We start from the raw sequence: 13,743 nt of genomic DNA on the forward strand, positions 1-13,743 counted from the left end.
GACTGCTTAGTAATAGCATTGGAACAATGAACGTGCATTAGTAAGGGAAGCAGTAAAAGTTTGCCAATGAATCGTTAACCGCCTTCATTAGAATCCTGCTAAGATAATCTCAAGCTATCGTTAATAGATTGCCTTTAGTGATTAGTAAGTAATGAGCACCTAACCGCAACAATAATACTTATCACCAATAGTATTTATTGCCAATATCAGTGGAGAGTAAACCCAGCATGGCTTACAAAAAACGTTTTGATACCAGTAGTGCTTATGGTCAGCTGATTATATTGGTGTTTTTGCCGATTTGTTTATTGGCAGCGGTCGGTGGCATGTTGGTGTTTTATGAAACCATGCGTGCTAGCAATTCAGAGCAAGAAGCGTTAGCAGAGGCGGTGCTGATTCGTTATACGCCAACGATTGCGGAGCTGGTTCCTGAGCTATTAGTAGAGAAAGAGAAGCAGCAAGCAGAAAAAGGCGATAGTAAAAGCAAGACAAATACTAAGTCGCAAGCGGCGATAGAAACCCTGGAAAGTATTCAAGATAGGCTAGGGCGCATGCAGTCTGAGCAGCATGTCCAGCGTATTGCCATTATTAATCAGGATAATGAAGTGCTAGCAAGCGTCGGTTATGGTATTGATGAAACTTGGCCACTGATAGAATCGTCAGAGCGGTTTTTGTCGCAAAAACCAACGCCCATTGGCACAGCTTACGGCAGTAGCTTGGGTGAGTTTGATGGGCAGCAATTGTGGTTAATGATCGATATGGATAACGAGCCGCTTTATATCGCCCGTTATCGTATCGCCATGGCATTGGCGATTACCGGCTTATTTACAATTTTAATTTTGTTATTAAGCTTAAATATCTATTCAAAACGTTGGATTGCGCCAATTTACGAGCTGCGCCTACAATTACAACGTACCCATGTCGACAATCTTTATCAACCTATTCCGGTTGAATCGAATGGTGAGCTGAATTTATTACAGCAAGATTTGGTCAAGACCTTACGTCGTCTACATGTCAGCTTCCAAGATTTGAAAGACCATGCCGAGCAAACCGAAGATGATTTGCGCTTGGCATTTGATGAGATGGAAATGCAAAACATCTCTATCCGTAATGCGCGTGATGCCGCAATCTCAACCAGCCAAGCAAAATCTGCATTTTTGGCCAATATCAGTCATGAATTGCGTACACCCTTAAACAGTATCGATGGCTTTATTAATTTGCTCGCGCGTCACGGTGAGCTTAATCCTGAACAAGATTTATACGTGCAAACGATTCGTAAATCGTCGGCGCATCTGTTAGCACTCGTGAATGATGTGCTCGATTTTTCTAAGATTGAAGCAGGTAAATTGGTCCTTGATCGTCACGAGTTCGACCTTTATGACACCATCTATGACGTGGTCGATATGCTATCGCCGGTTTCTGCAGAAAAAGGTCTGCGCATGGCGGTGCTGTTTTATAACGATGTGCCGATGCGCATCAACGGCGATGCTTTGCGCCTTAAACAAGTACTGACCAATATCGTCGGTAATGCGATTAAATTCACGGACAGTGGGGACGTGGTCGTACGCGTCAGCTTGGATGATCATCGTGACAATTATTTGATGATTAGCGTGCAAGATAGCGGTAAAGGGATTTCATTATCTGACCAAAAAATGCTTTTTCAAAGCTTTAGCCAAGGCGATCCATCGATTACGCGTCAATACGGCGGTACCGGTTTGGGTCTGGTCATCTCCAAGCAATTAACGCGGCTGATGGGCGGCGATATTGGCTTTTATGACAATGTGCAAGAAAATATCTCTAATCAGGGAGCGACGTTTTGGTTTCGGATGCCAGCGCATGTCGATGTCTTAGAAGCGGCGACTGGACAAACGATTGAGCTGCCAGTACTCGCACCGCTTGCCAGCGATACGGACGAGTTTAATGTGTTGGTTTGGATTAATCATATGGCATCGATACAGGTGCTTAAAGCCAGCTTGCAACATTTACCGATTACTCTGACCCAAGCGAACTCTTTACCGGGCGTACTTGAGTCGCTCAAAGAGCGCGGCAATTACTGGGATTGGGTCATCGTTGATGACGATACGCAAGACGATATGATGGCGCTCCTCAAACAGATTCGCCTGCATTATCAGGGTAAGCTGGCGGTATTTGGTTATCAAGTTGCCGCTGACCAAGCGCTGCTCAATCGTTATCATGCCAATATTTTGTATGAGCCATTGGATAAAAGACAGCTCTATGCGATGCTTGATACGCAAAAGCGCAGCGCTCCAAGTGGGATTCAAGAGCCACGCTGGAAGGGCGTTACTGTCTTAGCCGTCGACGATCATCTGCCAAACTTGCTAGTGCTCGATGCGCTGTTGAGTGAGCTTGGTATCCATGTGATTACTGCCAGTAGTGGTTTTGATGCGATAGAAATCATCAGTAAACAGCAAACCAAACATATCAAAACTGCTAAAACTGAAAAGCAAAGTCTGTCGAAAAAGACCCAAATATCTAAAGCTGAGGCCCGCGATGATGTTAGTAAATCGACGGTTGGCTCACTACATCTTGACGATGCTACGACAGATGATAAAAGCAATGTGGCGGACAAAAATAGCATCGATTTGATATTTATGGATATTCAAATGCCGCGCATGTCAGGGCATGAAGCGGCGCGGCAAATCCGTAATATCGAAACCCCTGATAATCATATTCCAATTATTGCCTTGACCGCTCATGGCTTAGCTGATGAGCGCGATAAGTTGATTGCGAGCGGCATCAATGATTATGTGGGTAAACCTATTAGCCAGCCACAATTACTACAAGTGCTACAAAAATGGCTAGGTCGTACCACTTCAGTACCGCCATTGAATGCCCTTGCTAATGATGATTTACACGCTGAAAATTCGCCTAGCTTGGATTTACCAAGTTCTAATTTCAATAATGCATTAATGCAAGACTCTTTAACGGCGTATACAGATCTGACAGCGCCGACTTATCCTATGGTTAAAGGACATAAGGGTAATCGAGGTGCTGATTCTAATAGTGATGCTGAAGCGATGAGTCCACCAAAAATCACCCGACCTTTATCCCTGAAGAAAATTCGCGATGATTACTTGCGTGACAGTCAGCCACGTGAAGATTATAGACGTGAGACACCGCGCGAGACCCAACCACGCTATGAGAATTTGCGCTATCAAGAGCAGGGTCAAGCACCATTAATTTATCCGCCCTATCAAATGACAGATAGTGCTAAAGATAAGCAAACTGTAGAAACAACGCAAGGTCAAAATAATACGGGCTTGGGCGCAAACTCTCTTAATACTTTGGAGATTTTAAATTGGCAAGATGCTTTGACGCGTTCAGCCAATAAACCTGATTTGGCTGCTAAACTGATTATTATGATGCTTGATACTATCAATGATGAAAAGCAAGCGTTGATGCGAGCATGGGAAAGTCGTAACCGCAGTACGCTTGCGCAAATTGCCCATCGTATCTTAGGTGGCAGTCGTTATACAGGCGTGCCGCAGTTACGTCAGGCCAGCCAAGATTTAGAGGATAAATGCTTATTAAATATCCAACATACCACGCCCGCCCAATTTGCGATGCTTGAACCTTATTTTAACGCGCTATTGACCGCGTTAAATAACTTACAAACACTGGATTTATCGGCTTATCCGCAGCTCAATTATCATCGTTTGAGTGAAAATGATATGACGTGGAAAATGATTTAGGACAGTTGGTTTTATAGTTAATTTACTTTAAAACCGATACAGTACTTAGACAGAGATTAAAGGGTGCGAACGGTAAAGGATACCCTAGCAGTCAGTTATTGATAAGGAAGGGTTCGTGCAAGGCTGTTAATATTAATCTGAGCACCAACCATTACAGTTGTTTTATTTATTATTAAGGATGATTATGCACGCTATTGCCACTTACCAGTATGAGACATTACAAGTCAGCGCGACCGACAATATAATAACGGTGACCATCAATCGACCGGAAAAAAAGAACGCCATGAGTTTTAAAGTGGTGCAAGAGTTGATAGCGGTCGCTGGTCGTATCAGTAAAGATAAAAGCGTACGCGCGGTGATTCTTAATGGCGCGGAAGGAACATTTTGTGCTGGTATCGATTTGGGCGATTTAAACCATCCTAAAAATCAAGCCTTTGCGCTATGGGAGCTGGTTAAACCTTGGCAAAGTCTATTTCAACGCGTCTGCTTGGTTTGGCGTGATGTCCCTGTGCCAGTGATTGCGGTTTTAGAAGGCTACTGTATCGGCGCAGGCTTACAGCTGGCGCTGGCATGTGATGTGCGTATCAGCCATCCTGATTGCAAATTGTCTATTATGGAAGCCAAGTGGGGGCTGGTTCCTGACATGGGCTTAACGCAATCAGGGTTTGGCGTGGTACGCGCTGATATCTTAAAAGAGCTGGCAATGACGGCTCGTACCGTGAATGCCGAAGAAGGCAAAGCGCTTGGATTGGTCAGCCATTGTAGTGAGACGCCACTTGAGGAGGCGCAAAAGCTTGCCGCTGAGTTTGCTGAGCGTTCACCCGATGCAGTGCTGGCAAGTAAACGCGTTATTAATGCCATGTTCCAGCAGCCAGCTACGACGCTATATAAAGAAAAATTCTGGCAATTAAAAATGATGTTCGGTCGCAACCGTAAGCTGGCGCTTAGAAAAGCCAAGCAAGCCAGTACCGCTTTTGGCAAACGTCAATTCCATTAAAAAATTAGCCATATTTAGCCACTGTATTTGAGTGATACAGGTTTATTTTATTCACATCAAGCATCTATTGAATTACAAGCAGATAGTGCAATATAGCATTATCTGTTTTTGTAGACGGCTTGCGTCGCTACCTAAATGTCTGCTTGCGTCGCTACCTATCAGTATGCATGATTGTTTGTAGAAGTTATTTTTAAAAAAGCTTGGTTTAAAATAAAAGCCTATTAAAATTACAAAACAAACCCCGCATCAATAATAAAATAATCATCACTCTATCATATGGTCTAACTATGTCTGCTCCAAAATCCTCCCTGCCCAATAAACCAAATGCTGCTGACCGAGTGCGCTCTGCTGATTTACCCGTTGCATGGATTATGATGCTTGGGCTTATCGTAGCAGTCGGACCATTATCGATTGATATGTATCTGCCAGCATTACCATCGATGGCAGATGATTTTGGTGTATCGACCGCATTTATGGCCAACTCTGTTCCGGCTTATTTTGTTGGTTTGGTATTTGGACAGCTGTTTTATGGTCCCTTTAGTGATCGCGTCGGTCGCGTCAAACCTTTATATATCGGTATGACCTTATATGTGATTGCCTCAATTGTTTGTGCAACTACCGATAATGAATACGTATTGTTTGTCGGTCGTACCTTTCAAGCGCTCGGTGCTTGCGTTGGTGCGGTTGTGACTCGCGCGGCAATCAGGGATCGTCTGACAGCCAAACAAACGGCCAAAGCTTTTTCTATTATGATATTAGTGATGGGCTTAGCACCGATATTAGCGCCATCCCTTGGTGCCTTATTTTTACAGTTCTTTAGTTGGCATTCTATCTTTTGGTTTTTGGCGGCTTTTGGCACGCTAAACTTATTACTCACCAAGTTCTTCTTTTTTGAGACGCTTACTGAAGAAAACCGAAATGTTCGTCCTGCCAAAGAAGTACTCAGTCAATATTGGGACTTATTAAAAGACCCGACTTTTAACTATCCAGCGATTGGCGGCGGCTTATTAATGGGGGCTATGTTTGTCTATATTAGCTCGGCTTCTGAATTAATCATGGATACTTATGGTGTCTCAGCCACACATTTTGGATGGTTATTTGGGATGAATGCGGCAGGGTTTGTAGGACTAACCCAGCTGAATCAATGGTTAACCAATCGTTTTCGTATTTTAAGTATCCTACGGTTTGGGGCGATGATGCAGGTCATTTCTGCGGGGGCGTTATTTGTAACAGGTATAGTCTTTGGTACGGATGCATGGTTGCCGCTGGTTTTAGCCTGTATTTTCTTCTGTATTGCGGGCTTAGGTCTGACGCAGCCAAACGCCTCGGCGATTGCACTCGCTTTTCAAAAGCGCCGCGCTGGCATGGCAAGTGCGATGCAAGGCTCTTTGATGTTTTCGGTTGGTATTTTTGGCGGTCTATTATTAAACTTATTCCCCGTCAATCCGGTGCTAAAGATAGGTATCGCGATGTTTGCGCTGATGAGTCTTGGCACTTATTTAATTTGGCAAATAGACCGTAATTTGAATTTGGATAATGCGGATTGATTAATCGATAAATTTCATTCAATTTTAGTTTTCGTAAAAAAGTATTCAGTGCGTCGCAAACGCTTGGATACTTTTTTTATGTCTGTCATTTCCTTTGGTTTTTCCTGCATTATCGATTTTTTACTCAATAAATACATTTCTAATGAATATTTGTTTGTTAAATATTTAAGTAATGACTTCGTTCGCACCTACCATTCTATATAAGTTTATTGCCATATATGAAAATATGTACGCTATAGCCAAACAAAATTATTGCAATAGTAGAATTGCTCAATTATTATCCATCGTAACTTCTTGTAATAGATTGTTGTATAAGTATTACAACGTTTTTTAAGAGGATTTTCTTTGATCTGTAAGATAACGCCGAGGCATAAGGATAGGATATGAAGCAGTTATATCGAGTGTTACCGATTATGTTGAGTGTGGGTTTATTTGGATGTGGTAATTCTTCTACTCAAGAAAGTGTCAATGCTAATGCCAATGCCAACGGTGCGACCGATAATAAAGACAACTTCGTCAGTCAGCTACCTGATACAGCGCCAGTGATAAAAGTTGCGACTACAGGCACAATGCCTCCGTTTTCTTTCCAAGATGACTACGGCAATATGCAAGGCATTGACATTGATTCGATTCGTGCTATCGGTGAGGAGCAAGGTTTTAAGGTCGAGTTTTATAAAGAGACTTGGCAAAACATGTTTGATAGCGTGGCATCAGGTGGTCGTGATTTAGCGATATCAGGCATTTCTTACAAAGATGATCGTGCTGAAAAGTATGGTTTATCTGATACTTATTTCTTTAATCCCTCTTCAATCATGTATGCAAAAAGCAATGTGACAATTAATGGCATTGAAGACTTACAAGGTATGCATGTCGCTGCTATGGAAGGCTCAAAGCAAGAGGATCAGCTCAAAGCCATGGGCAAATATAGTCAAATGACCACTAAAAGCACAGCCTTTCTGCTATTTGAAGACCTCATGCAAGGGAAGGTTGACGTCATTTTGCATGATTTACCTATTTTACAATATACGGCAAAAAACCACCCTGAACATAAAGTGACTATCGTGCCTTATGAAGGTGAAGACAACCCTTCAGCCCAGCAAGTGATATTGATGGCAAAGGGTAATGCTAAGCTTATCAAGAACGTTAATGAAGGGATTGCTAAGCTGAAAGTAAAAGGCATATTTAAAGAGATTGAGCAAAAATGGTTGGGCGGAACGGCTCCTGCTTCTGCTACTACTAGCAATACGACCACTCAGCAAACGAATAAAGGAGCTTAAAGAAGATGGCAACCCCACATAATATTGACAATAAACGCTATCGCAGTCTAATTGTTTCAATTGCACTGTTTTTATCCTTGATTGGCGCATTGCTGGCATTTACTTTCTATACATCAAGCTTGCTTGAAAGAAATACCGTCTTAATTGATCAAACCAACCAAGTCGCCAACAGCGCGCAAGCGGTAATTAAAGATTTATTCGATTTAGATAGTAGTTATGGAGAAGATACTAACTCTCCACATATCCAACGAGTTTTAGAGCGTTTGGAGCAAAATGCAACTCTGATTACTAGCTCCATTAATGCCATCGAGCAAGGTGGCGAAATCACCGACGTTGATGGTAAAAGTTATAATTTACCAAAGATTAATAGTCAGTCTCAGACCCAGATTACGGCGGCTAATGAGCAATGGCAGCTTTTAGAACCTAAGATCCAAGCTTATCTAAAAGACGCTGATAATATCATGGTCGATTCGTCTGATGAATTGACTCAAGCAGTAGAGCAAGCAAAGACCTCAAGTTTGCTCATTAATGACTCGTTAGACCAGCTCACCGATGAAGTGTTTATTAACGCTGAACACCAAGCAAACACCATTCGTCTGATTCAGATATTGGGTGTTGCGGCTATTTTTGCTTACTTCCTAATCTTTGTATTCTTCTTTGTGCGCCGTTTGCGCGATACCGATGCTGAAGCATTGGCTGCTCGCCGCGAAACACAAGAGATTATGGAAACCGTCAATACTGGTCTATTCCTGTTAGATAAAGATTTAAATATTGGTCAGCAGCATTCTCGTGCACTAAATGGCATTATTGGTGAAGATAGATTGGCAGGAGAAAACTTTGCCGATGTACTGCGCGGTCGTATCTCAGACAAAGATTTGAAAACCACGCGTCAGTTTATCGAGCAGCTGTACAACCCACGTGTCAAAGAGAAATTGGTTGATTCTTTAAACCCATTGCATAAAGTCATGCTGCACAATGCCTCTGGCGAAGAGAGCACCACAAGCCGCTTCCTAGACTTTAAGTTTTCACGTGTTTATGAAGACAAAGACATTGCCCGCATTTTGGTCAACGTTAATGACGTCTCAGATGCTGTTTATCTAGAGCAGCGCTTAGAAAAAGAGCGTTCGCAAAATGACATGCAAATTGAGATGTTGACCACTATCTTAAACGTCAATCCAAAAATTATTAATGAGTTTATCAATAACACCAAAGCTCATATCGATAAGATGAACAACATTTTGAAAAACCCTGGTAGCTCGCAATTTGAGCTTGAAGGTAAGCTGAATGCGATTTATCGTGAAATGCACAGCTTAAAAGGTGAAGCGTCGGCACTTAAGCTGCACAGCTTTACTAAAATCGCCTCAGACGCGGAAGACAAGCTTGATGCATTGCAAAATCAGGGCAAACTATCAGGTAATAATTTCTTACCACTGGCTGTCCATTTAGACGACTTACTCAGCCTCTCGAATACTATTGAGACATTAGGTGAGCGCATCAACCAAGCCGCACCAAAGAATAATGCTAGCACTCAGCCGATGACAAAAGCACCTGTGGCCGCGAGTTCATCAATCGCTACCCATGCGCCAGCATCAAATAAATCAATTGAGACTTCGTCTTTTGCCGGCGGCAATAACATTGATTTGAGTGATGATTCAGCGGATGAGCAGTTAGCCTACTATCAAGATTTTGCGCAAGATATCGCGGTTAGACAAGGCAAACAAGTACAGCTAAATGGTCATAGTTTAGCGCACGTTACTATCCCTGAAAGTCTTAAAAAACCGGTTCGAGAAATTAGCATTCAATTATTACGTAATGCGGTGGTACATGGGGTTGAGTCTCCTGAAGCGCGTCAGGCTGCTGGTAAGCCTGCGGTAGGTAATATTGATTTAGAGATGCAGCGTGACGCTCAAAACTTAATCATCGTGTTACAAGATGACGGTCAGGGTATCAACTACGAAGGCATCCGTAATAAATTAATCGCCGATGGTCGCTTCAGTCATGAAGAGGCAAGCGCCCTTACTGAGGGTGATTTGCTTAAAACGTTATTTTCTTCAGGGTTCTCGACCAAAGATCATGCGGATGAAGATGGTGGACGCGGCGTGGGCTTAGATGTCATCAAGGCTTTAGTAAAAGAATATGACGGTAAGCTTAATGTAAACAGTGAGCTTGGCAAAATGACCCGTTTTGTCATTACCTTACCGACTGCGTAATTGAGGATAAAGAGACATTATGTACAAATTAATGATTGTTGATGATTCAAATATCATTCGAAACCGTATTCAGCGTGCTTACGATTCAGGTAAGTTTATGCTAGTTGCGACGGCGACCAGTGGTGTGCAAGCGATTGAGAAATTTAATATTCATCGTCCAGATGTGATTACTATGGATTTAACCATGCCGCAAATGGATGGTCTTGAATGCATTGCAAAAATCATTGCGATAGATCCTGAAGTACGGATTTTAGTGGTATCTGCGTTGTCTGATAAATCGACTGGTATTGAAGCTTTGTCACTGGGCGCGAGCGGATTCTTGTGCAAGCCTTTTTCAGAAGAAGAGCTGGTAGAGTCTTTGTATGAGCTTGTACAAGACTAACCTCTAGGGTGTGTCCGCAATTTAACTCATGAACTTAGTTCGTTTGTATGACTATGTTTAAAATGAAGACATACCCTAATCAATTTAGTAAATATATTATGAAAGAACACATATTATGAAAGAGCAAAAGTTACAAATTTTTGTGAGTATCATTACCAATTATTTTAATCAGTTTGGCAACGAAGAGCTGGTCGTTGATACCCCTTATTTACTAGAAAACCAACAGCCAAAAGTCCATGACTATACCGGCGTCATTGGTATCTCGGGGGTGCAAAAAGGTGTGGTTTATTTTTCTGCCACCAGCGCGTTATTGGATAGTATTCTAGATAGTATGGGCGAAACGGATAAAAGCGAAGATAATTTGGTCGATCTTGCAGGTGAGGTTGCGAATACCATATCCGGTAATGCTCGCAACGAGTTTGGCGCGGAGTTTCATATCTCTGTACCGCTGGTATTTAAAGGCTCACCACAAAGCATTATTTTGCCTAAAAATGGGCGTTCTTTTATCATTCCAGTCAGTTGGCGCGGTCAAATTGGCGAGATTGTGGTTTGTTTGCAAGATTGAATACAATCCCTCATGAAGATCAATATGGACGATAAACGATTATGGTTAATGTAGATAAATTAGGCGTCTTTTTAAGCTCGATCAGTGCGTTTTTTGCACAGATTGATGGCGAGCCAGTAGTGATTGATACGCCGTATTTGAATAGCAATAAAAATGCTGTCGGTTATGATTATAGCGGTATGATTAAAATATCAGGACCGCTTGAAGGCTGCGTTTATGTCAGCGCTCCGAGCACTCTTTTGCGTGAAATCATCAAAGTAATGGGCGAGCCTGATTCCTCTATTACGATGATGAAAGACTTATTGGGTGAGATAGCCAATACCATTTCAGGTAACGCCCGTACTGAGTTTGGCGCTGATTTTATTATCTCACCGCCTAAAATCATCGAAGGCATACCCAGCATTCCTTATTTACCAAAAGACCGCCAGAGCTATGTCACGCCTTTTACATGGCGCGGATACAAGGCAGTCATCGGTATTTCTATCGCTTAATTTAACCTGCCGTATAGATTAATCCGCTGTATAGATAGTGAATAATGCTGTAAATAACGATGAGAAGTGAAAACGACGTTAATACGTCGTTTTTTTATGCGTTATCATCCACTTAAGTCTTATAATAGCGCTAGCGGTTACTTAGCGTTATATGATAAAATACAGCCCAGCTATTTTTTATCATAGAGTACTCTTTTTTATAAAATAGTCCTCTATGCGTTCAAATCATAGCTTATTTTTCAAACCAACCCATCAACCAATGACACACACATCATGGCAAAAAATTGCTGGGTGTTTGGCGACTTGATTAATTTGCGTCTAATAGATAGTCACGGTGCTGCATTATAAGCATCAACTATCAGCAAATGCGTGTCGCTAGATAGGCAGTTTTTGTGATGTGGAGGCATAACCCAACCAATAGGAATTTCACATGGCTACAAACAATCCAACCAAAATCGAAATGCGCGACTTACTACAAGCCGGCGCTCACTTTGGTCACCAAACACGTTTTTGGAATCCAAAAATGGGACCATACATCTTTGGCGCCCGTAACAAGATTCACATCATCAACTTAGAGCACACGGTAAAAGCGTTTAATGAAGCATTGACTTACGTAAACGGCCTAGCTGCTAAGAAAAACAAAGTATTATTTGTTGGTACTAAACGCGCAGCTAGCGGCGTTATCGCTGAGCAAGCAGCACGCGCTGGCATGCCATATGTTGACCATCGCTGGTTAGGTGGTATGTTGACTAACTGGAAAACACTTCGCCAGTCAATTAATCGTCTAAAAGAGCTAGAAAAACAAGCTGAAGACGGTACTTTCGCTAAGCTAACTAAGCGTGAAGCGTTAGAGCGTACTCGCGATATGGAAAAACTTGAGCGTTCATTGGGCGGTATCAAAGACATGGGCGGTCTACCTGACGCAATCTTCGTTGTAGACGTAGATCATGAAGCAATCGCTATCAAAGAAGCTAAAAACCTAGGTATCCCAGTTATCGGTATCGTTGATACTAACTCTAACCCAGATAACGTTGATTACATCATTCCAGCTAACGATGATGCTATCCGTGCCGTGACTTTGTATGTAACTTCTATGGCTGATGCAATCATCGCTGGTAAAGAATACGCACAAACTCAAGCGGGCGGTAAAGCTGAGCAAGAAGCACCTGCTGCTGCTGAAGAAGCGCCAGTTGAAGCTAAAGCTGAAGAAGCTGCTACTCCAGCAGAATAAATCGCTGACCGCAAAGGTTTAACTTTGTAAAGGTGTCTTGATAGTTGTCTTATCAGCACTCATATAAGGTTATTAACAGCTTATAAGCTCATAAAAGGCATGATGTAGTTTTACTCGTCATGCCTTACTGTTAATGGTTTATGGTCAAAATTAATAAGCGTGTCATGATTGGGCGAGTATTATCGTCTATACGAGCCATATTGCTTTTTTGATGATATAAATAATCGTTAACGATGAGTGGTTATATGAAGGCTTAAGTTTAATATTAAGAGCAATGTTGACTTAATATTAATCAAGTTATCGAATAGATTTTAAGCACACCCCTACATAACAATATTCATGTACATAATAAAAGGTAACTCTTATGTCAGAAGTAAAAGTATCTGCCAAAATGGTAAAAGAATTGCGTGACCGTACTGGTCTTGGCATGATGGAATGTAAAAAAGCATTAGAAGAGTCAAATGGTGATGTTGAAACTGCCATTGATAACTTACGTAAATCAGGCCAAGCGAAAGCGGCTAAAAAAGCGGGTAATATCGCCGCTGATGGCGCGATCATTATTGCTCAAGGCGAAAACAAAGCATTTTTGTTAGAAGTGAACTGCCAAACTGACTTCGTGGCAAAAGATGATAGCTTCACTGCCTTTGCAGAAAAAGTAGCAAACATCGCCTTAGAAAACAATGAGACTGACGTTGCTGCTATCGCTGCATTACCTTATGGCGAAGGTCAAACCGTTGAAGAAGCTCGCGTATCATTGGTACAAAAAATCGGTGAAAACATCCAAATCCGCCGTGTTGAAGTACTTGAAGGCGCTAACATTGCTGCATACCGTCACGGTCTCCGTATCGGTGTAGTGGTCTCTTATGAAGGCGGCAGTGCAGACACCGGCAAAAACCTTGCCATGCACATTGCAGCATTCAACCCTGTAGCAGTAGATGATGAAGACGTAGCGGCTGACGTACTAGCACGCGAAAAAGACATTATCGAAGCAAAAGCGAAAGAGTCTGGTAAGCCTGACAATATCGTTGAAAAAATGATTGAAGGTGGCTTACGTAAGTACCTAGACGAAGTCACGTTACTTCGTCAACCATACGTCATGGACAACGAGAAAAAAGTTGGTGACGTATTAAAATCTGAAGGCGTAAAAGTAGTTGGTTTCAAACGTCTAGAAGTCGGCGAAGGCATCGAGAAGAAGCAAGAAGACTTTGCTGCTGAAGTTGCTGCAACCCAAGCACTAGCGAATAAGTAAGTTTTAAAATGCAGTGAGTGCTTTATTGATTATTTAATATTAATAACTTAATAAAGTGCTCAAAGCTTTTAAAGTAGCTTTGTT

10 protein-coding genes are annotated in these 13,743 nt (G+C 42.1%); all 10 read left to right on the forward strand.

Features of this window, described 5'->3' with window-relative positions; genetic code table 11:
* Positions 1-227 precede the first annotated feature (227 nt).
* The 10 genes from AC2FA3_RS04835 (at position 228) to tsf (ending at position 13,659) form a co-directional block, all read left to right on the forward strand.
* Positions 228-3,710, forward strand: a complete 3,483-nt coding sequence (locus AC2FA3_RS04835) for an ATP-binding protein (protein WP_490508573.1) — start codon at positions 228-230, stop codon at positions 3,708-3,710.
* A 184-nt stretch (positions 3,711-3,894) separates the two neighbouring features.
* Entirely contained in the window at positions 3,895-4,707 is an 813-nt protein-coding gene (locus tag AC2FA3_RS04840) for a crotonase/enoyl-CoA hydratase family protein (protein WP_490508574.1), read from the forward strand.
* Positions 4,708-4,994: 287 nt separating this feature from the next.
* Positions 4,995-6,254, forward strand: a complete 1,260-nt coding sequence (locus tag AC2FA3_RS04845; RefSeq protein ID WP_201610286.1) for a multidrug effflux MFS transporter — start codon at positions 4,995-4,997, stop codon at positions 6,252-6,254.
* 383 nt (positions 6,255-6,637) lie between these two features.
* Positions 6,638-7,531, forward strand: coding sequence for a substrate-binding periplasmic protein (locus AC2FA3_RS04850; protein ID WP_490508575.1), 894 nt, complete (start codon positions 6,638-6,640; stop codon positions 7,529-7,531).
* 5 nt (positions 7,532-7,536) lie between these two features.
* Positions 7,537-9,741: an ATP-binding protein gene (locus AC2FA3_RS04855; RefSeq protein WP_490508576.1), complete on the forward strand. Its 2,205-nt coding sequence runs from the start codon at positions 7,537-7,539 to the stop codon at positions 9,739-9,741.
* A gap of 19 nt (positions 9,742-9,760) precedes the next feature.
* A complete protein-coding gene (locus tag AC2FA3_RS04860; RefSeq protein ID WP_201610307.1) occupies positions 9,761-10,123 on the forward strand; it encodes a response regulator in 363 nt (120 codons plus the stop codon).
* Positions 10,124-10,238: 115 nt separating this feature from the next.
* On the forward strand, positions 10,239-10,688 hold the full coding sequence (locus tag AC2FA3_RS04865; RefSeq protein ID WP_201546255.1) for a chemotaxis protein CheX: 450 nt from the start codon (positions 10,239-10,241) through the stop codon (positions 10,686-10,688).
* A 41-nt stretch (positions 10,689-10,729) separates the two neighbouring features.
* Positions 10,730-11,179, forward strand: coding sequence for a chemotaxis protein CheX (locus AC2FA3_RS04870; protein WP_490508577.1), 450 nt, complete (start codon positions 10,730-10,732; stop codon positions 11,177-11,179).
* A 430-nt stretch (positions 11,180-11,609) separates the two neighbouring features.
* Positions 11,610-12,410: a 30S ribosomal protein S2 gene (gene rpsB / locus AC2FA3_RS04875; RefSeq protein WP_490508578.1), complete on the forward strand. Its 801-nt coding sequence runs from the start codon at positions 11,610-11,612 to the stop codon at positions 12,408-12,410.
* Positions 12,411-12,774: 364 nt separating this feature from the next.
* A complete protein-coding gene (tsf, locus tag AC2FA3_RS04880) occupies positions 12,775-13,659 on the forward strand; it encodes a translation elongation factor Ts (protein ID WP_490508579.1) in 885 nt (294 codons plus the stop codon).
* Positions 13,660-13,743 lie beyond the last annotated feature (84 nt).

The organism is Janibacter sp. CoH_79_TC_3 (assembly GCF_058197955.1).